Source organism: Salinimicrobium catena, assembly GCF_900102915.1.
In the GTDB taxonomy this organism is placed as follows: domain Bacteria; phylum Bacteroidota; class Bacteroidia; order Flavobacteriales; family Flavobacteriaceae; genus Salinimicrobium; species Salinimicrobium catena.
In genome coordinates this window covers 1-21,921 of the sequence record NZ_FNGG01000011.1, presented here as the reverse complement: position 1 = coordinate 21,921, position 21,921 = coordinate 1, and the positions used below count along the sequence as shown (strand labels likewise).

At 44.0% G+C, this 21,921-nt stretch carries 22 protein-coding genes; 11 read left to right on the top strand and 11 right to left on the bottom strand.

All coding sequences use genetic code 11. The annotated features are described in order from the left end of the window. Positions 1-13: 13 nt before the first annotated feature. From BLS64_RS13835 to BLS64_RS13825, 3 genes are all read right to left on the bottom strand, one after another. Positions 14-469 carry a DUF1573 domain-containing protein gene (locus tag BLS64_RS13835; protein ID WP_093114290.1) on the bottom strand — a complete coding sequence of 152 codons (456 nt, stop codon included), beginning with the start codon at positions 467-469 and terminating at the stop codon, positions 14-16. Positions 470-518: 49 nt separating this feature from the next. Further along, positions 519-1,457: a transcription antitermination factor NusB gene (gene nusB / locus BLS64_RS13830; RefSeq protein WP_093114289.1), complete on the bottom strand. Its 939-nt coding sequence runs from the start codon at positions 1,455-1,457 to the stop codon at positions 519-521. Positions 1,458-1,548: 91 nt separating this feature from the next. Continuing rightward, positions 1,549-2,646 (bottom strand): Glu/Leu/Phe/Val family dehydrogenase, encoded by a 1,098-nt coding sequence (locus BLS64_RS13825; protein ID WP_093114287.1) that lies wholly within the window; start codon positions 2,644-2,646, stop codon positions 1,549-1,551. Between the two features lie 134 nt (positions 2,647-2,780). Here BLS64_RS13825 and BLS64_RS13820 point away from each other — a divergent pair, with 134 nt between their 5' ends. The 3 genes from BLS64_RS13820 to BLS64_RS13810 all read left to right on the top strand — a co-directional run bounded on the left by BLS64_RS13820 (position 2,781) and on the right by BLS64_RS13810 (position 7,575). Then, entirely contained in the window at positions 2,781-4,538 is a 1,758-nt protein-coding gene (locus BLS64_RS13820; protein ID WP_093114285.1) for an ABC transporter ATP-binding protein, read from the top strand. A 71-nt stretch (positions 4,539-4,609) separates the two neighbouring features. Further along, positions 4,610-4,984, top strand: coding sequence for a PUR family DNA/RNA-binding protein (locus tag BLS64_RS13815; protein ID WP_093114284.1), 375 nt, complete (start codon positions 4,610-4,612; stop codon positions 4,982-4,984). 77 nt (positions 4,985-5,061) lie between these two features. Further along, positions 5,062-7,575 (top strand): M14 family metallopeptidase, encoded by a 2,514-nt coding sequence (locus tag BLS64_RS13810; protein ID WP_093114282.1) that lies wholly within the window; start codon positions 5,062-5,064, stop codon positions 7,573-7,575. Between the two features lie 151 nt (positions 7,576-7,726). On the opposite strand, the gene BLS64_RS13805 is transcribed toward BLS64_RS13810, so the two are convergent. The 5 genes from BLS64_RS13805 to BLS64_RS13780 form a co-directional block, all read right to left on the bottom strand. Then, positions 7,727-8,368, bottom strand: a complete 642-nt coding sequence (locus BLS64_RS13805) for a cation transporter (protein WP_093114280.1) — start codon at positions 8,366-8,368, stop codon at positions 7,727-7,729. A 134-nt stretch (positions 8,369-8,502) separates the two neighbouring features. Continuing rightward, complete coding sequence (locus BLS64_RS13800; RefSeq protein WP_093114278.1) at positions 8,503-10,674, bottom strand: TonB-dependent receptor; 2,172 nt, start codon at positions 10,672-10,674, stop codon at positions 8,503-8,505. A 49-nt stretch (positions 10,675-10,723) separates the two neighbouring features. Then, complete coding sequence (locus BLS64_RS13795; protein ID WP_093114276.1) at positions 10,724-11,026, bottom strand: hypothetical protein; 303 nt, start codon at positions 11,024-11,026, stop codon at positions 10,724-10,726. Positions 11,027-11,054: 28 nt separating this feature from the next. Beyond that, positions 11,055-11,396, bottom strand: a complete 342-nt coding sequence (locus BLS64_RS13790; RefSeq protein ID WP_093114274.1) for a tRNA-binding protein — start codon at positions 11,394-11,396, stop codon at positions 11,055-11,057. Positions 11,397-11,740: 344 nt separating this feature from the next. Next, entirely contained in the window at positions 11,741-12,199 is a 459-nt protein-coding gene (locus BLS64_RS13780) for an Mpo1 family 2-hydroxy fatty acid dioxygenase (RefSeq protein WP_093114271.1), read from the bottom strand. A gap of 87 nt (positions 12,200-12,286) precedes the next feature. On the opposite strand from BLS64_RS13780, the gene BLS64_RS13775 reads away from it, so the two are divergent. Continuing rightward, the gene (locus tag BLS64_RS13775; RefSeq protein ID WP_093114269.1) at positions 12,287-12,850 is read left to right on the top strand and encodes a thioredoxin family protein; all 564 of its coding nucleotides are present in this window, start codon (positions 12,287-12,289) and stop codon (positions 12,848-12,850) included. 98 nt (positions 12,851-12,948) lie between these two features. Then, positions 12,949-13,575 carry a peroxiredoxin gene (locus BLS64_RS13770; protein ID WP_093114268.1) on the top strand — a complete coding sequence of 209 codons (627 nt, stop codon included), beginning with the start codon at positions 12,949-12,951 and terminating at the stop codon, positions 13,573-13,575. A gap of 165 nt (positions 13,576-13,740) precedes the next feature. On the opposite strand, the gene BLS64_RS13765 is transcribed toward BLS64_RS13770, so the two are convergent. Continuing rightward, a complete protein-coding gene (locus BLS64_RS13765) occupies positions 13,741-14,673 on the bottom strand; it encodes a peptidylprolyl isomerase (protein ID WP_093114266.1) in 933 nt (310 codons plus the stop codon). A 422-nt stretch (positions 14,674-15,095) separates the two neighbouring features. Here BLS64_RS13765 and tnpA point away from each other — a divergent pair, with 422 nt between their 5' ends. Further along, the gene (tnpA, locus tag BLS64_RS13760; RefSeq protein WP_093114265.1) at positions 15,096-15,557 is read left to right on the top strand and encodes an IS200/IS605 family transposase; all 462 of its coding nucleotides are present in this window, start codon (positions 15,096-15,098) and stop codon (positions 15,555-15,557) included. Between the two features lie 224 nt (positions 15,558-15,781). On the opposite strand, the gene BLS64_RS13755 is transcribed toward tnpA, so the two are convergent. Then, the gene (locus tag BLS64_RS13755) at positions 15,782-17,980 is read right to left on the bottom strand and encodes a RecQ family ATP-dependent DNA helicase (RefSeq protein ID WP_093114263.1); all 2,199 of its coding nucleotides are present in this window, start codon (positions 17,978-17,980) and stop codon (positions 15,782-15,784) included. 83 nt (positions 17,981-18,063) lie between these two features. Between BLS64_RS13755 and BLS64_RS13750 the strand changes: the two genes are divergently transcribed. The 5 genes from BLS64_RS13750 (at position 18,064) to lptB (ending at position 21,462) form a co-directional block, all read left to right on the top strand. Next, positions 18,064-19,029 carry a KpsF/GutQ family sugar-phosphate isomerase gene (locus tag BLS64_RS13750; RefSeq protein WP_093114261.1) on the top strand — a complete coding sequence of 322 codons (966 nt, stop codon included), beginning with the start codon at positions 18,064-18,066 and terminating at the stop codon, positions 19,027-19,029. 4 nt (positions 19,030-19,033) lie between these two features. Continuing rightward, the gene (gene tatC / locus BLS64_RS13745) at positions 19,034-19,867 is read left to right on the top strand and encodes a twin-arginine translocase subunit TatC (RefSeq protein ID WP_093114260.1); all 834 of its coding nucleotides are present in this window, start codon (positions 19,034-19,036) and stop codon (positions 19,865-19,867) included. Further along, entirely contained in the window at positions 19,864-20,205 is a 342-nt protein-coding gene (locus BLS64_RS13740) for a carboxymuconolactone decarboxylase family protein (protein WP_093114259.1), read from the top strand. The genes tatC and BLS64_RS13740 overlap by 4 nt, the downstream gene beginning before the upstream one ends. Positions 20,206-20,251: 46 nt before the next feature. Next, the gene (locus BLS64_RS13735) at positions 20,252-20,626 is read left to right on the top strand and encodes a four helix bundle protein (RefSeq protein ID WP_093114257.1); all 375 of its coding nucleotides are present in this window, start codon (positions 20,252-20,254) and stop codon (positions 20,624-20,626) included. Positions 20,627-20,721: 95 nt separating this feature from the next. Beyond that, positions 20,722-21,462: an LPS export ABC transporter ATP-binding protein gene (lptB, locus tag BLS64_RS13730; protein WP_093114255.1), complete on the top strand. Its 741-nt coding sequence runs from the start codon at positions 20,722-20,724 to the stop codon at positions 21,460-21,462. A gap of 131 nt (positions 21,463-21,593) precedes the next feature. Here lptB and BLS64_RS13725 read toward each other — a convergent pair. Further along, the coding region (locus BLS64_RS13725; RefSeq protein ID WP_143019332.1) for a transposase at positions 21,594-21,921 on the bottom strand (328 nt) is incomplete at its 5' end.

Genomic DNA, 21,921 nt, shown 5'->3' with positions numbered 1-21,921 from the left:
GGTAATCCTGTTATTAAGACTGAGTGTCTTTAGGATTCACGAAAGCTTTGATTTTTAATTGTTCTTTACCGGCCTCGGTATTCGCAGTAATGTTTACGGTCTTGGTAACCTGGTTTTGTCCGCTACCGTTGAACTTCACAACCATTTCTCCTTTTTCACCGGGAGCGATAGGTTCTTTTGTCCAGGTAGGAACGGTACACCCGCAAGAGCTGGTCGCATTGGTGATCACCAATGGAGCTTTACCGGTATTGGTAAAAGTAAAGGTATGCTCTACATTAGTACCCTGCTCGATAGTTCCAAAATCGTGTTCTGTTTCGTCAAAAGTCATTGCAGGATACACAACTTCCTGTGCGTCACGTGCCGCAGCTTCCTCAACATTCTCTGCTTTCACTTTGTCGGTTGCATTATCTTTGCACGAAGTGAAGACCATCGCTGCAACGACTGCTAAAAATAAGATTCCTTTTTTCATGATTTACATTTAATGGTTAAAAGTGATAAAATTATAAAAATATTCAGGACTACATAAGACCCCTGCCTATTTTGTTCAGTTTGCCTTCCTCTTTATACTCTTTTGAGAGTTTATCAAGGATCCCGTTGATAAAAATACTACTTTTAGGAGTACTGTATTCCTTGGCAATTTCTAAATATTCGTTAATAGTCACCTTCACCGGAATGGATGGAAATTTTAAAAATTCACAGATCGCCATCTTTATTAGAATAGTATCAAGGTCTGCTATACGCTCCTTATCCCAGTTGGGGGTCTTGCCTTCCATCTCGGCCGCGAGGCTTTCATCGTTCAGCAATGTCTTTCTGAAAAGCTGAACAGCGTACTCTTTGTCGTCTGAATTCTTGAAAAGACGGGAAAGCGCATGTTCTTTTCCCGATTTTAGCTTCTGAAGCATCTTCACTATGGCCGTATTCACCAGCGGCAGATCGTCTACCCAGGTGATCTTCTTGTCCTCAAGATAGTCGTACAGCTTTTCATTGGGAGCGATCACCTCTTTGAAGATCCTTATCACAAAATCCTTGTCTTCCTGAAAGGTTCCGGTCCTGGAGGCCATGTATTCATTGTAGATCTCGCTGTTCCTGATCTCATTCCACAGGATTCCCACGTACTCATCATCATGCTTCCAGTTATTGAGCTTCCTTGCTTCCAGCCCGTTCTGCAAACCGGTATTCTGGTCTAATAGGGCAAAGATCTCGTTGTCTACGAACCTGCGGTTCGGATCCCTGTCTTCTTCAGAAGGCAAATGTTTCTGCTGAGATTTCTCAATGTAATCGGCTGCATGATCCCGTATCTCTACGAACAGATCAAGGAGCAAAAGATACAGATCGTACATCTCATCCATACTTTTCAGAAGAAATTTTTCCTCTGACCTCATTTCATCATTTTCACTTTGGGAGTAGGCGTACAAAGACTGCATTACTTTAACCCGGATATGTCTTCTGGTCAACATAGCTGTAAAAGAACTTTTTTAAAATTATAGGGGGCGAAAGGAAAATCCTTTCGCCCCGCAAAAATACTATTAAATTGAAAAAGGCCTTAGCTTATCGCTGATTTTTTCTGTCGGCGATTCGCTGTTGGGCAACTTTCAATGCAGCCTCATGAGTGGAGATGCCGTTGGCATCTGCATTATTAAGGATCTCAAGAGTTGTATTGTAAATATTCTCTGTCTTTTCCATGATCTCCTTCTTTCCATATCCTTCAAGTTCAGCATAAACATTGATGATCCCTCCGGCATTAATAAGGAAATCCGGTGCGTATACAATTCCTTTTTCCCTTAGGATGATCCCGTGTTTGGTATCATCGGCCAGCTGATTGTTGGCAGCACCGGCAATGATAGAAGCCTTGAAGCGGTCAATGGTATCATCATTTACGGTAGCTCCTAAAGCACATGGCGCGTAGATATCAACATTGGCACCATACACATCTGCACCTTCAAAGATAACAGCACCATATTGCTTGCTCACCTGCTGCAGGCGCTCTTCATTGATATCGCTGATCAATACTTTAGCTCCCTCTTTTGAAAGATGATCTACAAGAGATTCTCCAACGTGACCTATCCCCTGCACCAGTACAGATTTACCTTCAAGATTTTCTGAACCATATTTGAACTTGGCAGCAGCCTTCATTCCCATATAAACACCGTAAGCAGTGATAGGAGAAGGATTTCCAGCACCTCCCTTATCTTCAGAAATTCCGGTGACATAAGGAGTCACTTCGCGAACAGTATCCATATCGGCAGTTTCCATTCCAACATCTTCCGCAGTGATATACTTTCCGCTTAAAGAGTGAACAAACTCTCCGAATTTGCGCATCAGCTCAGGCGTCTTCTGGGTTTTGGCATCTCCTATGATCACAGCCTTACCACCACCAAGGTTTAATCCGGTAACGGCACTTTTAAAGGTCATTCCGCGGGAAAGCCTTAGCACATCATTCAAAGCATCCCATTCACTGTTGTAGTTCCACATACGGGTTCCACCCAGGGCAGGCCCCAAAACTGTGTTGTGAATTCCAATAATTGCCTTTAAACCTGTATCTTTGTCATTGCAAAAAACCACTTGTTCGTGGTCATCAAAAGAAAGCTGCCCAAAGACCGGAGCGGCTTTTTTAAGTTCATTTGCCTTTAGAACATCCACTGTCATAACTTTAAATTAAAAAATGTTGGATTTTCGTGAATCGAAAAATTTATAGGGCAAAAATAAGCAATATTTCAATTTGAATTGATTATTTCCTTTGATAAATAAGGAATTGCGAAAATTAAGAGGTTTCCTCCGCTATGAAAGAATTAAAGCATCTAAATAAATATTTTGTCAAATATAAATGGCACCTCATTGTGGGGCTCTTCATCACCATTGCCGCCCGTATTTTCGCGATCCTGACGCCCAGGTTCATAGGAGAATCCACAAACGCGATCGAAAAATACGTGAACGGGGAAATTATCTCTGCTGCTGAAGTAAAATCTGAGCTGATGACCAATATCCTGCTCATTTTAGGAGCTACTTTACTGGCTGCTTTTTTTACGTTTTTGATGCGGCAGACCTTTATCGTGGTTTCGCGGCATATCGAATTCGACCTTAAAAATGAGGTTTTTCAGAAGTACGAAGACCTTTCCCTGAACTTTTACAAAAAGAACCGTACCGGCGATCTTATGAACCGCATAAGCGAAGATGTCTCTAAAGTGCGGATGTACCTGGGCCCTGCAATCATGTACAGCGTGCAGACCGGGGTTCTTTTCATTGTGGTGATCCCATACATGTTCTCCCAGGCTCCTGAATTAACGATGTACACCATCGCGCCCCTGCCTATCCTCTCTTTTGCCATTTATAAGCTGAGCGTGGCCATCAATAAGCGCAGCACTATTGTACAACAATACCTGTCAAAGCTGAACACATTTACACAAGAAAGCTTCAGCGGAATCTCGGTTATCAAATCCTATGGGCTGGAACCACAGACCAACACAGGCTTTGTTGAACTTTCCAACGGCAGCAAAGAAAAGAACATCGACCTGGTGAAGGTGCAGGCATTCTTCTTTCCCCTTATGATATTGTTGATAGGCGCCAGTAACATCCTGGTCATCTACATTGGCGGCCGCAAGTTCATCAACGGCGAAATAGATAACCTGGGGATCATCGTGGAATTTTTGCTGTACGTGAACATGCTTACCTGGCCGGTAGCTACCGTAGGCTGGGTTACTTCTATAGTGCAGCAGGCCGAAGCCTCTCAGAAAAGGATCAATGAGTTCCTGAAGGAAATTCCGCAGATACTTAACCCAACCACCAAACCCGAAAAAGTGGTTGGAACAGTGGCTTTTAAAAATGTCACTTTCACCTATGAGGACACCAATATCACCGCTTTGAAAAATGTCTCTTTTGAAGTGGAAAAAGGTCAGACCCTCGCGATCATTGGGAAGACCGGTTCAGGAAAATCCACTATTCTGGAACTTATTGGCCGGCTTTATGATGTGACCGAAGGTGAGATAAGCATTGATGGAAAGGACATCAGGAACATTAACCTCAAGGACCTGCGCGACAGCATTGGCTATGTACCGCAGGATGCTTTCCTCTTCAGCGATTCCATCAAGAACAACATCAGGTTCGGGAAGGCCGATGCTACCGTGAAGGAGATCATTGAAGCGGCGAAGAACGCCGCGGTTCACCGCAACATCGTAGGCTTCAGCAAAGGCTATGATACTGTTCTGGGAGAAAGAGGTATCACCCTTTCGGGCGGACAAAAACAAAGGGTCTCCATTGCCAGGGCGATCATTCATGATCCGCAGATCCTGCTTTTTGACGATTCTCTTTCCGCAGTAGACACTGAGACTGAGGAAGAAATCCTCGGAAATCTCTTCAAGATCTCCCGAAATAAGACCACCATCATTGTGAGCCATCGAATATCTTCTATAAAAAATGCCGATAAGATCATAATTTTGGAAGGCGGAAAAATCGTACAACAAGGCACGCATCAGGAATTATTGAGCACAGATGGCTACTACAAAGAACTTTACCTGAAACAACTAAGTGAAAAAGAAATGTAAAAATTTGTTGCGGAATGTTAATTTTTTTTGGATTTTTGAAGTGAGTTACAAACCGTAAAAGACATTTGATTATGAGCGACAATGGAACGATTGAAAAAGAAGAGATTTTTTCCAAAGTCTTAAGAGCCGGAAGACGCACCTATTTTTTTGATGTTAGGGCTACCAAGGCTAACGATTACTATCTAACTATCACAGAGAGTAAAAAATTCACCAACGAAGACGGGTCTTTCCACTACAAAAAGCATAAGATCTACCTTTATAAAGAAGATTTTGCCGGATTCAACGAAATCCTTCAAGAAATGACCGATTATATTCTTGAGGAAAAAGGAGAAGAAGTGATCAGCGAGCGCCACCAAAAGAACTTCAAGAAGGAGTATGATGAGGAGAAAACGGCTGAAACCGCTTCTGCCGCAAATTTCACTGACATTAGTTTCGACGATATTTAATTGATACTTTCAATAATCTGAACCGTCCTGAGCAATTAGGGCGGTTTTTTTATATTTAGGCTCCAAAAATTTATTTCATGAAAAAACTGTTATTTGCATTGAGCTTCCTGCTCGCTTTTAATGCTGTTGCCCAGGAAAAGCTCGATCTTTCCTATTACCTGCCAAAAGGTGTAACCTATAATGATGAAATTCCAAAAGCCCAGGAAGTACTGGGATACATTCCTGGAGAATGGCACGCCAGCCATGACCAGATCCTCAATTACATGAGAGCACTTGCCGAAAGTTCACCCAGGATCACTTTGGAAAACCGCGGCACCACCTATGAAGGCCGTCCTTTGATCCTGTTGACGATCACTTCGGAAGCCAATCACGCCAATCTGGAAGAGATCCGTAAACAACATGTGGCCCTTACCGAGCCGGGAGCTGAAAAACTGAACACTTCAGAAATGCCCATTGTGGTAAACCAGGGGTTCTCCATCCACGGAAATGAAGCCAGTGGCGCGAACGCCGGAATTCTTGTCGCTTATCATTTAGCAGCGGCCGAAGGTCCTGAAATAGAAGAAATGCTCAAAAATACCGTGATCCTTTTCGACCCGGTCTTCAATCCGGACGGGCTGCAAAGATTCTCATACTGGGCTAATACCAACAAGAGCGAGAACATTAATCCTGATCCGCAAGACAGGGAATACAGCGAAGTATGGCCCGGAGGAAGAACCAACCACTACTGGTTTGACATGAACCGCGATTGGCTTCCGGTACAATTACCAGAAAGCCAGGCCAGGATCGAGACCTTTCACAATTGGTATCCCAACATCCTTACAGATCATCACGAAATGGGGAAGAACTCCTCGTTCTTCTTTCAGCCGGGAATTCCCTCAAGGACCCATCCCCTCACTCCCGATCTTAACCAGGAGCTCACAAAGGAGATCGGCACCTACCACGCGGCCGCTTTTGATGATATAGGCTCTTTGTATTATACTGAGGAAAACTATGACGATTTCTACTACGGAAAAGGTTCTACCTTCCCTGATATCCAGGGAAGTATTGGGATTCTTTTTGAACAGGGCAGCTCCAGGGGCCACGCCCAGGAAACCGACAACGGCATCCTGACCTTCCCGTTCACCATCCGCAACCAGTTCACCGCAGCGCTTTCTACCTTGAAAGCCGCGCAGGAAATGAGGACGGAACTCTTAGATTATCAAAGAAACTTCTATAAGAACGCCCGCAATGAAGCTGAGAAGGGTGCCTACGCCTTCGGAAATCCTAAAGACGCTGCTTCAGCTTATCATCTTGCTGAAATCCTGAAGCGCCACCAGGTGGAGTTGCACGAGGTAAAAGAACAGTTCAGCAAAAATGGGAAGACCTTTAAGACCGGAAGCAGTTATCTTGTCCCGAAGCAACAAAAACACAACAGGCTTTTAAAAGCCATGTTCGAAAGAAGGACCACTTTTGAAGACAGCCTCTTCTATGACATTTCTGCCTGGTCTTTTCCACTGGCCTTCAATGTAGATTTTACAGAAGAAGCTTCTATGAAATACGCCGGTCAAAAGATCGACAAACTCACTAAGCCCGAAATTGCAACTCCTGAAAAAAGCGAGTACGCTTATTTAATGGAGTGGCATCCTTACGAAGCGCCAAAAGTATTGAACGAGATCCTAAATAAGGGATTACGGGCCAAGGTAGCCATGCAGCAATTCTGGGCAGGTGACAGAGAATATGATTACGGAAGCATTCTTATCCCGGCCCAAAACCAGAAACTCAATCCTGATGAGATCTATGAGATCATAGAAAAAGCGTCAAGATCGGCCAACGTGGAGATCTCAGCTGTCAATACGGGTCTCACCGGCGGAGTAAATTTAGGAAGCAACCAGTTCAGGGCGCTGGAGCCTCAAAAGGTGGCCATGATCGTAGGTGACGGAATTACTCCTTATGACGCGGGAGAAATGTGGCACCTGTTCGATCAGCGGTACGATATGAAGATCACCAAACTCGACCTTTCCGATTTTTCGAGGGCAGACCTTAGCAGGTATACCGATATCATTCTTCCGAACTCCTGGGGCAGCGCCGTGGGTGGAAAAGAAGCCGGAAAATTAAAGGAATGGGTCAGGAATGGCGGAACTCTGATAGGTTATAAAAATGCCGCGAACTGGCTGGACAAGAATGAGTTCATGGACCTGGAGTTCGAAGAAAATGAAATTACTGCCAAAAATGTCTCTTTTGAGCAGCGGCGGGATTTCCATGGCGCACAGGGAATAGGCGGTGCTATTTTTGAAGCCAAACTGGACCGCTCCCACCCTATCAACTTCGGGTATAAGGATGATAAACTGGCCCTTTTCAGAGACACTACCATTTTTGTCAAAGCAGATTCCACCTCTTATAAGAACCCTATAAAATATACCGAAGAACCGCTATTAAGCGGATATATCAGTGAAGAGAACCTGGAACTTCTTCCGGGAACTGTGCCGTTCAAGCACACCTCCATTGGCAGAGGAAATGTGATCCTGTTCACCGATAACACAAACTTCAGGGCGTTCTGGTATGGCACCAATAAACTGCTCATGAACGCGATCTTCTTTGGGGACGAAATGTGATGTAGTATTGAGTAGTTAGTATTGAGTATTGAGATTATCTCAAATAAAGAGAGGCTCCAAAAATGCGATTTTTAGAGCCTCTCTTTTTTGGGCTAAAGCCCGTAAAATATGTTATAATTAATATTAAATCCCCGGGAAGCCGAGGGCTGTTCTAACAACAATCACTGCTGCAGCTCAGGCTTTTTGTCCTGGCGTTCTCCCAGGCTTCTTTGCCTTCTTTCCACGCGTACCATGCGATCCCGATACTTCCCAGGGCATCCACATACGGGATCTCCCAAAGTTCATAAAGCAGACTTGACGTTAGCAGAATGAATGAAAGATAAAAACAGGTTTTGGTGCATTTGGCATCTGAAATAATGGGCTGGCTGTCCAGCTTTTTCCCCACCTTGATCTTCTCCCGGTATAAAAAGTACATGGTAAGTATAGACAGAACTGCAATGATGATCCCGGCCAGGGTTGTCTCGGGTTCAGACCGATTGACCACTGCCAGTACGGCTCCCACTACCAGTCCGGCGGCAAGGATGTACAAAGCTGTGCCGGTTATTTTTAGCGCGGTCACCTCAAAGCTGTCGCGTTCCACCACGGACCGTTTTTTCATCCTGTAGATCATATGCGCGATCCCTACACCCGAGAGTACTTCCACAAAACTGTCCAGCCCAAACCCGAAGAGTGCTAAAGTCTCATCGCTGGCACCAAAGAAAGTGGAAATCGCACCTTCCAGGGTGTTGTAACCTATAGTGATCATGCTGAGAATGAGAGCATAATTAAGCCGTTTTTTGAACTTGTTGTCCATAGCTTTAAATTTAAGATTTCTCTACTGGAATTCCAGAATTGATTAAAAAGAAAAGGTGTCAAAAATGGAATTTTTGACACCTTTTCTTTTTACCCACGGCTGAAGCCGGGGGTTAACCGAATTTGATTTCGAATTTACAACCTGATCTTTACACCTCCATTGATAATAAAACCATCAACGGGAGCGTAGATATCCCTGAACTGAGGATCTGAGATAGAACCGGTATAGATCGTGTCAAAACCGGTTTGGCGGGTATCGGTAAAGTTCTCGAAGTTCAGGAAGATGGAAAAATCCTCCCATTTCTTTTCGGTCATTAAACCAAAGATCCAGTAATCCTGCCCGGTAGTACCGTCACCGAGCTCCTGCGGACCATAATAATATCCCTCAAGACCAATTACCAGACTTTCCTCGATTTCATACACCAGCACATTGTTAAGACGGTGCTGTGCTACCAAAGGCATCTCGGTTGTCTCTCCGCCGTAATGCCTGTTGACATCAGCCAGCGTATAGCCGGTGAAAAGTTTAAAATTACCATATCCAAACCTCATATTGGCCTCCAGTCCCTTGGTATCAATATAACCTTCCGGCTGAGTGTACTCATAGAATTCTCCTCCTGCATTACTCAAGATCAACGGATCGTCAACCCTGGTATAGAAAAGCAAAGTATTCAGGCTAAAATCTACCGTTTCGAAAAGTTCGGTTCGATAGTTCACATCCAGGTTAAGTCCGGTAGATCTTTCGGCTTCGGTTTGAGAAACATCGATCGGCAATACATTCTGGAACTGTATCCTTTCGGCATCTTCAGTAAAAATAGATGGAGTCTTATACCCCAGGCCTCCGCCTACCCTGGCGGTGACATTTTCAGAAAAATCGAACATGGCCGAAAGTCGCGGCAACAGGAAGAACCCGTATTCGTTCTGATAATCTGCCCGTAATCCTGTTTCCAGGCTAAAGGTTTGGGAAACGCTCCAGTTGTTCTGCAGGAAAGCACCGTAGGTAATATGGTTGTAATCCACAACCTGAGATTGCGGATTGGGATCTTCCTCAAAGCTGTCAACATTCAGGTTAAGCCCTGCGATCCATTCCAGGTCAGGGCTTCCGAAGTTATAAGCCACCTCATTGAATGAAGCGAATTGATCCCCGGAAAAGACAAAGTCTGGGATCTCGATCTTCCTTTCAAAAAAGCTGAAACTGTTCTTGACACTCAAATAGGAACCATCCAGGTAATACTGGTCAAATCCTGCACGGGTGGTAATACGTTCGGTGTTGTTGCGTTCAAAATAAGGATCCTGCACCTGTTCACCTTCAATAAAATCGATATTTCCGCCGGTTCTTTCCTCTATCACAGTGTTCACCCCTACTTCAAGAGTGGTGCGATCGTTGAAATAATAGAACAGTCGTGGATTAATTGTATACCGATTAAACTCCGGAATCGCTGTAAGACCAGTGTCGGCAGGATCATAAGGATTCCCGTAATTATAGGAAGCAAACACGGTGGTTCCTATCTTATCCCATTTGTTGGAATAAAATGAGCTCACGTCAAGCCCCAGGGCAGATGTTCCGTTCAGCAAAAAGTTAAGCTCCCCCTCTTCTGTGGGCTTTTTGGAAACCAGGTTCACCAGTCCGGCAATAGCCCCTCCCCCGTATAAAGTTGAGGAGGCTCCCTTAATCACTTCTACTTGCTGCAGGTCAAGCGGTACGATCTGTAAAAGGCTCAAGCCCCCGGAAAATCCGGAGTATAAGGGATATCCATCTTTTAGCAGCTGAGTGTATTTTCCGTCAAGTCCCTGTATCCTTATGCTGGAATTATAGGACGTGGCAGAGGTTTGCTGGGTCCTGATCCCGGTAGTTTCATTCAGCAACATCCTGATGTCGCCGGGCTTCATATTCCCTTTTTCGCCAAGTTCCTCACCCGAGATCACTTCTACCCGGGTTGGCAGATCGGCAATGGTTCTCCTGGAACGGGTGGCAGAGATGATCACCTCATCCATCTCCTCCCCCTTCGGAAAAAGATAGATCACTACCGGCTCTTTGGCTTCCATAGAAAATTCAAACTCCATCTCACGGGTTTCATATCCTACAAAACTGATGACGATGGTTTGTTTTCCATCAGGTACATTATCAAGGACGATCAATCCTTCCTTATTGGTTGTTGCACCAAGGGTGGTACCTTTTATTGCTGCATTTGCCCCTGTTAACGGGCTATTGGTTTGGGCGTCATAAATATGCGCTTCAAACCTGTTTTGGGCATTCACCAGTGATGATATCAGCATCACGGCAAACACCGTAAAGTGTTTAAGATTCATGTTCTTTGTTTAAATAATTGTGGTAATTGAGAAGGCTATGACCTTCGGTCTAGGAAAACGGAAGTTCATTAATGAAGCGTGGCGGCTGCCAGATGGCTTCAGAAAAATCTGATTGAAACGGGGTTTCAGGAAAGATGGTTTCTGAAACAGATGGCTGAGCATAGAGATCTATCCCGGGAAGCTCTTCCTGCAGCACAAAACCTGTACAGCTCCCACAGCTTAGAAAGGGCGAACAGGATGCCTCACCCGAATGTTGTTCCAAAGGTTCCTCCTTTGAATCACTGTCCCAACAACAGGGAACGGCATTCAGCATTAAAACAAGTATGGAAAGAATGATCCCGGCAATCTTCATAGCGGCAAATATAAAAAAGGCTGAGGGTTTAACCCACTCTCAAGCCATTTTCCACCTCAAAATCAGTGTTAAGAAGCACTATATCGTTCTCCTTGCCCACCGCTCCCAGCACCAGGCATTCGCTCATGAAGTTGGCGATCTGTTTCTTCGGAAAGTTCACAACAGCAACGATTTGCCTGTTTAAAAGATCATCTTTGGAGTAGCGACGGGTGATCTGGGCAGAGGATTTCAAAATGCCGATCTCCGGACCAAAATCTATCTTTAATTGATACGCGGGGTTTCGGGCTTCGGGAAAATCTGAAACTTCGAGTACGGTACCTACCCGCATTTCTACTTTTTCGAAGTCATTCCAAGTAATATGTTCGCTCACGGTTTTTTAAGTTTTTGGGTTCCTTTCAAAAATAGCGTTTTTAGAAGTGTTTTGAGTTTTGCCACGAATCCACGAATTATAAAGAAGTACGATCACTCGTTACCTGCAGATAAGCACGAAATTTCTATCCATCATAGAGGAAAGCAAAGATTTTTTCACGCAAAGACCGCAAAAGCTCCCGCAAAGGGCGCACAAAAAATAACACGAAGTTCAAAAAGTTTAAAATGAAGAGCACGAAGAGATTCAAGTCTCTGACGGGAATTGGATTCCAACTTCCAGCTTCCAGCTTCCAGCTTCTAGCTTCTGACTTCCCACTTCTAACTTCGTACTTCTAAAATCTACCTTCACCCAAAAACCTTCTTGATCACCCAGGCCGGACCGATAAGCAGAAACTGAATATCCTTCAAAAATGAAGGTTTCTTGCCCTCTATTATATGTCCGTAGAACTGACCGATCCAGGCGACGACGAATATAATCAAAGAAGCTATCCACAGCGGCGCGACCATTGACAAATAGTAATTCCCGGCTATGCACAGTCCGGCAAAGATCAGGATCTTGAAACCCATACTCACCGAGAGCCTAAAATAGAACAGTAGCACCAGAACCAGCACTACCACAGCCCAGTTCTCCAAAAAAGGAATATACATTGGGAAGATATCTGTTAAGGGGCCCGGCGGAATGCTCATCAACAAACCTACAATGGAAAAGAAAATAGCTGGTACACAAATATAGTGTATGGCCTTATTGGTCTCGTTCTGGTGGCTCACGGCATATTCCGAGAACCACTCGTCTAATGTTCTCATATTTTTCAGTTTAACCTGAACAAGATAGGAATTTTAAAAAATTCCGGTAGAAATTCGTATTTTCAAGACCCGATAATTTCCGAAGAAATGGCTGAAACAGCATCAAATAAACTTCCACTTGGCTCTAAAGCTGCAGATTTTGAACTACCTGACGCAGTCACGGCTAACCTTTATTCCCTGGAGGATGTTAGGGGCGAAAAAGGTACCGTGATCATGTTCATTTGCAACCATTGTCCTTTTGTGAAACATGTGGTTGACGAAATGGTGCGGGTCGCCAACGATTATCGCGTGCTGGGCTTTGGTTTTGCCGCTATCAGCAGCAACGATGTGGAACAATATCCTGAAGATCACCCCGATCTCATGTGGCAATTCGCCCGTAAACACAACTTCACCTTCCCTTATTTATATGATCGTGACCAGGCAGTAGCCTGGGATTACAAGGCAGAGTGTACGCCTGATTTTTATGTTTTTGACGAGGACCTTGCCCTGATCTACCACGGGCAGCTGGATAGTTCCCGCCCCGGAAACGGGATTCCGGTTAACGGTAGGGAGCTACGGGAAGCCCTGGATGCCATCCTGAACAGCCGCCCGGTCCCCGGACCTCAGAAACCCAGTGTAGGCTGCGGGATCAAATGGAAATACAGGCCTTAACCACCCTTCTTTTTATGATAATTTTAATCCCTGAACTTCAGGGTGTTGACCTGTTTATTCTGTAATTTTAAACTGAATAACCACAAAAAGAAATTATCATGAAATTAGGAGATAAGGCACCCAATTTTGACGCGGAAACTTCAGAAGGAAAGATGAATTTTTACGACTACCTGGGAGACAGCTGGGGAATTCTTTTTTCGCACCCCGCCGATTTCACCCCGGTCTGCACCACTGAACTTGGAGCTGCAGCAAAATACAAGGAAGAATTTGATAAGCTAAATGTAAAAGTGGTTGCACTGAGCGTGGATGGCTTGGAATCTCACAAGGATTGGATCCATGACATCAATGAGACCCAAAAGACAACCGTGAATTTTCCCATTATTGCCGATGAGGATAAAAAAGTTTCAAGACTTTACGATATGATCCACCCAGAAGAGGACGATACGCAAACCGTACGATCTGTTTATGTGATCGATCCGGAAAAGACCATAAAGCTTATGATCACCTATCCCGCCAGTACCGGAAGAAATTTCAAGGAATTACTGCGAGTGATAAAATCGCTACAGCTCACCCGGAAGTTCAAGGTTTCCACTCCTGCAGACTGGGAAGAAGGTGATGACGTGGTAATTAGCACATCAGTTTCGAACGAAGAGGCAAAATCCATGTTCCCAAAAGGTTATAAAGAAGTAAAACCTTATTTAAAATTAACCCCGCAACCGGATTAATTCCTTGAGAACGGTTAATTGGAGATTGGTGATCAGTAAAAGTAATCGACTAATGGCTAATGGCTAATGGCTAGTGGCTAGTGGCTAGTGGCTAGTGGCTAAAATTAAAAAAACCTCAGCTCCCTTACGGAAACTGAGGTTTCATTTTATTTTATTGAGTGCTTCTTACTTTACCTTCATCAACTCAACGTCGAAAACAAGAGTAGCGTTTGGAGGTATCACTCCGCCAGCACCTCTCGCGCCGTAACCAAGATGAGAAGGGATCACGAAGCGTGCCTTATCACCTTCTTTCAATAACTGGATTCCTTCATCCCAACCTTCAATAACATGTCCTTTTCCCAAAGGAAATTCAATAGGTTGTTTTCTTTTGTACGAGGAATCGAAAACTGTTCCGTCTGCCAGCATTCCTTTATAATGAACAGACACTGTTTTACCTTTTTCGGCTTTTTTACCGTTCCCTTCAGAAACCATTTTATAACGAAGTCCGCTGCTGGTCTTTTCAAATCCCTGTGCCAGTTCGCCCATTAGTTCTTCCTGCTGCCTTTTGGCTGCGGCTTCTCTTTCTGCTTTTGCACCATTGAACTGTCTGAAGGTCTCCACGGCATTGAAATTCTTTGCAGCTTCTCCTTCTCTTATGATCTCCAGCTTCTCGATCTTGTCTCCCTGCTTAATGGCATCAACCACATCCTGCCCTTCGATCACATGTCCAAAGACAGTATGTTTCCCATCCAACCATGGCGTTGCCACATGCGTGATAAAGAACTGGCTTCCGTTGGTTCCCGGCCCAGCGTTCGCCATAGAAAGGATTCCGGGGCGGTCGTGCTTCAGGTCGGGGTGGATCTCATCTTCGAATTGATATCCGGGACCACCTACTCCTGTTCCTTTAGGATCTCCTCCCTGTATCATAAAATCGGGGATCACACGGTGAAAGATCAGTCCGTCATAATATGGATTTCCCTGGGGTTTTGCTTCGTTCTCCAGGTTTCCTTCTGCAAGGCCTACGAAGTTCCCAACTGTTCCCGGTGTTTTATCATATTCAAGCTCTACCAGGATCTCTCCTTTAGAGGTATGGAATTTTGCATATAATCCGTCGTTCATGTCGTTGTTTTAAGTTAAAAGGCAAAGATAAAGAAATGAATAATGTTTAAGGTATAAGGAATAGTGAAAGGAGGGAAATTAGGAGAATGAAGATTTTATATTAAAAGAAATGAATTTCTATTCTCATAAACTTTTTTACAAGCTAAAACTACTATTTAGCTCTTATGCAGTTTAATTTAAATCTTAATTTAATATCTGCCTTCCCTACGGGACTAAAAGGGTCTGCAGATTGTTTCTACTACAGATCTTTAACCCCTACGGGATTAAGATGAAAATTAAAGTGTTGAATAAGATTATTTTTTATCGCAGTCCCGTAGGGACAAGACATGGGTAGGAAGTAATGGTAAAACCAAATAAAGTCCCGTAGGGACGAAAGGATATCCTAAAATATAGTAAATTCAGATTTGCGAACCATCTAAACCATGCCAAATACATACACACAGATCCACATACAGTTTATTTTCGCCGTTAAGTACAGAGAATCATTGATCAAGCAAGAATGGAAAGATCGCCTTTATCAATATATTACGGGTATCGTTCAGCGGAATGGTCATAAAATGATCATCATTAATGGCATGGCAGATCATTTGCACATCCTCGTGGGAATGCGACCGAATCAATCTATTTCTGACCTCCTGCAGGATATTAAAGGTAGCTCCTCAAAGTGGATAAATGAGCAAAAGCTGACAAATAAAAAGTTTGCATGGCAGGAAGGGTATGGTGCATTTTCTTATTCAAAACAACAGATCCCCCGAATAATTTCCTACATAGCAAATCAGGAGGAGCATCATTTAAAAAGATCATTTCGGAAGGAATATCTGAGATTTTTGCAAGAAAATTCCATAGAATATGATGAGCGATATATCTTTAATGATCCGGAATGATCTTCCGTCCCTAAGGGACTTTTTGGGAATGGAAATTCGTTCTACCAAAATCTGATCCCTACGGGATCGATTTGAAGGAAATTAAAATTTTTTGCAGTATTTCTCCTCGAGCGGAGTGGAGGGGTAAAAAAGGCCTGATTCCGCTATGAATGACAGACAGCACATTAAAAAAAGCCGAAACTCTCGTCCCGGCTGTTATTCATAAATCCTTTAACCTTATACATTTAATTCGCTACTTCACTGATGAATTTGATGCGGTATAGCCTTAATTCTTCTTCGTCATAATCTCCGTCGAATTCTTCAAGGGCTTCTTCTATCCTGTCAGATTCTGCATCGATGAAATATTCGTGGATCTCTTCCTGCTGGTCTTCATCCAGGATCTCGTCGATCCAGTAATTGATGTTCAGTTTAGTACCGCTGTAGACAATGGCTTCCATCTCTTTGATGAAGTCGGGCATTTCCATGCCCTTGGCGGCAGCGATATCATCTAAAGGCAATTTACGGTCTACGTTCTGAATGATGTATAATTTAAGTCCGCTGTTGGCGCCGGTGGTTTTTACCACCAGGTCATCGGGGCGAGTAATATCGTTCTCTTCCACGTAACGTCCAATGAGCTCCACGAAATCTTTTCCGTATTTCTTGGCCTTTCCTTCTCCTACTCCATGGATATTGCTCAGTTCATCAACTGAAACAGGATACTTGAGCGCCATATCTTCAATGGACGGATCCTGGAACACCACGAATGGTGGCACTCCCAATTTTTTAGCGACTTTCTTACGCAATTCCTTCAGCATCTTCACCAGCCTCTCATCTGTACCACCTCCTCCTTTGGCAGCGGTCACAATGCCATCATGACCATCGACTTCATAAGTATGGTCTTCACTCATCATGAAGGAATAGGGCTTCTCAAGGAATTTGGCGCCTTTCTTAGTCAGTTTCACCACCCCGTAGGATTCGATATCCTTCCGCAGATAACCTGCAACCAGAGCCTGGCGTAACAGCGCCATCCAATACTTGGAATCTTTTTCTTTACCTTTTCCAAAAAGTTCATGCTCATCGGTCTTGTGCGACTTGATAACGGCATTTGATTTCCCAACCAGGGTGTTTACCACCTCCTTGGATTTATACAGCTCTTTTGTCTCTCTCACCGTCTTCAGCAACAGCTCAAGTTCAGAGCCGGCTTCATGCTGTTTCTTCGGATTTCGAACATTGTCATCCATGTCTGCACCTTCACCGGTCTTCTCATCGAATTCCTCTCCAAAATAGTGCAGGATGAACTTTCTCCTGGAAACCGAAGTTTCGGCAAAAGCCACCACCTCCTGTAATAGGGCATGGCCAATCTCCTGTTCTGCAACGGGTTTTCCGCTCATGAACTTCTCCAGTTTCTCGATATCTTTATAGGAATAGAAGGCGAGGCAATGCCCTTCTCCTCCATCTCTTCCGGCACGGCCGGTCTCCTGATAATAACTTTCTATACTCTTGGGAATATCATGGTGGATCACGAAGCGCACATCCGGTTTATCGATCCCCATTCCGAAGGCGATCGTGGCCACCACCACATCTACATCTTCCATAAGGAACATGTCCTGGTGTTTAGACCTAGTTTTCGCGTCAAGTCCGGCATGATAGGGCACTGCCGAAATTCCGTTCACCTGCAGGGTTTGGGCGAGTTCTTCCACTCGCTTTCGGCTAAGGCAGTAGATAATTCCCGTCTTTCCCTGATTTTGCTTGACGAACCGAATGATATCGGCATCGACATTCTTGGTCTTTGGGCGTATCTCGTAATAAAGGTTTGGCCTGTTAAAAGAAGCCTTGAACGTACGGGCATCAGTGATGCCCAGGTTCTTCAGGATGTCTTCCTGCACCTTGGGCGTAGCCGTAGCCGTTAGCCCAATAATGGGAATATTCTCTCCTATTCTTTTTACAATGTTCCTAAGATTACGGTACTCGGGCCTGAAGTCGTGGCCCCACTCACTTATACAGTGCGCTTCATCTATCGCCAAAAACGATATTTTTACGCTTCTTAAAAACTCAACGTTCTCTTCTTTTGTAAGGGATTCGGGGGCAACGTACAACAATTTCGTGATTCCGTTCGTAATGTCTTCCTTCACCTGTTTTACTTCTGTCTTGTTCAGGGAAGAATTCAGCACATGCGCGATGCCGTTTTCCGAAGAAATTCCGCGGATGGCATCTACCTGGTTTTTCATCAGGGCTATTAGGGGGGAAACCACAATTGCCGTCCCGTCTTTGATCAAGGCGGGCAGTTGATAACATAGGGATTTACCACCTCCGGTAGGCATGACCACAAAGGTATTATGGTCATTCACGATACTCTTAATAACCTCTTCCTGAAGGCCTTTGAACTGGCTGAAACCAAAGTATTTTTTAAGCTGTTCGTGTAAGTTGATTTCCTGCGAAGTCATTCAATTGTGTTACAATTTTACATACATTTGCACAATTAAAGATACGTTTTTCTTTAAGTCATGCAATTCATAATTCTACAAATTTGACACCTCAAGAAAAAATCCTCTCTGTTGCCAAAGAAACCATTTTAACTGAAGCTAAAGCCATAGCCAATCTAGAGCAATTATTAGACCAAAATTTTGCCATGGCCGTAGAGACCATCTACAAAAGCAAAGGTAGAGTTATTATTACAGGAATTGGAAAAAGTGCTGTAATTGCTACAAAAATTGTTGCCACGCTGAACTCGACGGGAACGCCTGCGGTTTTCATGCATGCCGCCGATGCCATACACGGAGATCTGGGCACTATTCTTAAGGATGATGTGGTGATCTGCATCTCAAAAAGCGGAAATACTCCCGAGATCAAAGTGCTAGTCCCACTTATCAAAAATTTCAAGAACACCCTTATCGCCATAACCGGAAATAAGGATTCATTTTTGGGTCAGCAGGCAGACTTCACCCTGAATTCATTTGTAGAAAAGGAAGCTTGCCCTAACAACCTGGCTCCTACCACCAGCACCACCGCCCAACTGGTATTGGGAGACGCCCTGGCAGTGTGCCTTTTGGACCTGCGTGGTTTTTCAAGCAGAGACTTTGCAAAGTACCATCCGGGAGGAGCACTCGGTAAAAAGCTGTACCTGCGGGTGAGCGATATTGCGGAACAAAATCAAAAACCAGTGGTATCTCCCAATACCCCTATTCCTAAGGTGATCGTCGAGATCTCCGAAAAGATGCTGGGAGTAGCCGCAGTGGTTGAAAATGACAAGATCCTGGGGATAGTCACAGATGGGGATATTAGAAGAATGCTTTATAAAAGCACCGACATCTCAGGGTTGGAAGCCAAAGATATCATGAGCGAAAACCCCAAGATCATAGACCACAATGCCATGGCAGTTGACGCGCTTGATGTTTTGGAGGAGAACAAGATCTCACAGTTATTGGCTGTTAAGAACGGAAAATATTACGGGGTGGTGCACCTGCATAACCTAATTAGAGAAGGAATCATCTAGAAGAATGGCGAAAGTAGAGAACAATGCCGGGGAAATGTCATTTCTGGACCACCTGGAGGAGCTGCGCTGGCACCTTATCAGGGCCACGCTTGCCGTGGTCATAGCCGCTACAGGGGCTTTCCTTGCCAAAGGATTTATTTTTGACATCCTCCTTTTCGGTCCAACCCATCCCGATTTTTTCACTTATGACATCCTGTGCAGGTTATCGACCATGGTAGGTGTTGAAGGAGGCTTCTGCTTTGAGGAGATGCCTTTTACCATCCAGTCAAGGACCATGGGCGGACAATTTTCCGCGCATATCTGGACCTCCATTACGGCAGGCTTCATCATATCATTCCCTTACGTTCTATACGAATTCTGGAAATTCATTGCTCCGGCTATGTACACCAATGAACGGAACACTGCCAGGGGCTTCATTTTCATCTCTTCGTTGCTGTTCTTTTTAGGAGTGCTTTTTGGATATTATCTCGTTACACCGCTGTCTATCAATTTCCTCGGAAAATACCAGGTAAGTGATGTGGTGTTGAACGAATTTGACATTGGCAGCTATATCTCACTTGTCAGGTCCTCGGTCGTGGCTTCTGGCCTGATCTTTGAGCTGCCCATCATCATTTATTTCCTGACAAAAATAGGTCTTGTCACTCCCGAATTCCTTCGGAAATACCGAAAATTCGCTTTGGTCATTGTGCTTATCCTATCGGCGATCATTACCCCGCCGGATATCTTAAGTCAGATCATTGTGGCCATTCCTGTACTGGTGCTTTACGAGATCAGCATTATTATTGCCAGGATAGTGACCAAAAAAGAAGATAGAAAGCTAAGAAAACAAAAAAGATGAATCAAGTAGAAGAATTCAATGAATACCGCCAAAAGATGAACGATAAGATCCTCGGCGACAACAATAAGATCATAAAACGCATATTCAACCTTGACACTAACGCTTTTGCTGCCGGTGCCCTGGATGTAAAGACCAAAGAATTATTAGGTCTTGTTGCCTCTACTGTGCTTAGGTGTGATGATTGCGTAAAATACCATCTGGAGACCAGCTACAAGGAAGGCCTTACAAAAGAGGAAGTGATGGAAGCACTTAGCATCGCCACCCTGGTCGGCGGCACAATAGTGATCCCTCACCTTAGGAGAGCATATGAGTATTGGGAGGAACTCGAACAGAGTTAGTGGACGGTGGACAGAGGAAAGAGGACAGAATTTTGAATCTGAAGTTATGGAGGAAGTACATTTTAATTTTGAAGATCTGAAAGTTTATCAAAAAGCTCTGGACTTTACAGATCATGCTTATGAGTTAGCTGCAAAATTTCCAAAAACTGAAATTTACGGACTTACTTCTCAATTTATCCGTGCTGCAGTTTCTATGGCTTTGAACACTTCGGAAGGTTCAGGAAATACAGACGCTCAATTCCATAAATATTTACAAACCGCAGATGATTCATTAAGAGAATGTGTAACTTGTTCCACAATAGCCTTCCGTAGAGGTTATATTACCCAGCAAGAGAATCAGAAATCAAGGATTTTATTGCTGGAAATCTTTAAAATGATCAAAAGCTTACAAAGGTATTTGCGATCAAAGGGCAAAGAGTAAACTGACCTCTGTCCTCTGACCACTTTTCCTCTCAAGGATCTTTTAAAAAGCCGAAATAAAAATCAGCACGATGCTCTTCTTTTAAAGACAACAATATGAAACTACGCGCAGAAAATCTTATAAAGTCCTATAAAGGCCGGGAAGTTGTAAAAGGGATCTCGCTGGAAGTGAACCAGGGAGAGATCGTGGGATTGCTCGGTCCCAACGGAGCCGGGAAGACCACTTCTTTTTATATGATCGTTGGCCTGATCAAACCTAACGGTGGCAGGATCTTTCTGGACAGGGAGAATATCACCAAGTTTCCTATGTACAAACGTGCCCAGTACGGAATAGGATATCTCGCGCAGGAGGCTTCGGTATTCAGGAAGCTGAGCATTGAAGACAACATCATGAGCGTGCTGGAATTAACCGATCTTTCCAAAAAAGAGCGGCAGATGAAGATGGAGTCGCTCATAGAGGAATTCAGCCTTGGACATATTCGGAAGAACCGGGGAGATCTTTTAAGTGGTGGAGAGCGCCGAAGAACTGAGATCGCTCGGGCCCTGGCCACCGACCCTCATTTCATTCTTCTTGATGAACCTTTCGCGGGGGTGGATCCTGTGGCGGTGGAAGATATTCAGCGAATCGTGGCGCAGCTGAAGGATAAGAATATCGGGATCTTAATCACTGACCACAACGTACAGGAAACCCTTGCCATCACCGACAGAACATACCTCATGTTTGAGGGCCGCATTCTAAAAGCCGGTATTCCTGAGGAACTGGCTGAAGATGAGATGGTGCGAAAAGTATATTTAGGTCAGAACTTCGAATTACGGAAGAAGAAACTGTTTAGTTAGGTTTTTTGTTTGTTGTTTGTGGTTTGTGGTTTCTTGTTTTTGGTTTATTTTATACCAAGAACTTTTGTCATTTCGAACCTGCCTGTATCCTATGGTTAAAGCAAATTATTTATTATAGTTTTTTTTTATTTTCAGGAGGCAAATTTCATTGTATTGACATAAGGAGTTCCTCTCTTAATGACAGCAAAGGCTCGCGCTAATAACTTGTTCCTGATGATGTTAATTGTACTCATTTTATTTTTTCCCATTTGCACTCTTCTCTCATAAAAAGTCTTTATCTCCGGATTGTATTGGATTGCTGTTGTTGCGCATAAACTCAATAAAGTCTTGCCTTCCTTTTGAGCTAAGCGACTAACTTTTGTTTTTCCCCTAATACTTGTACCAGATTGATGAGGAAAAGGAGCAATTCCACAATAGGAAGCGAATTTTCGCCAGGTTTTAAATGCTGTGAAACCCGCC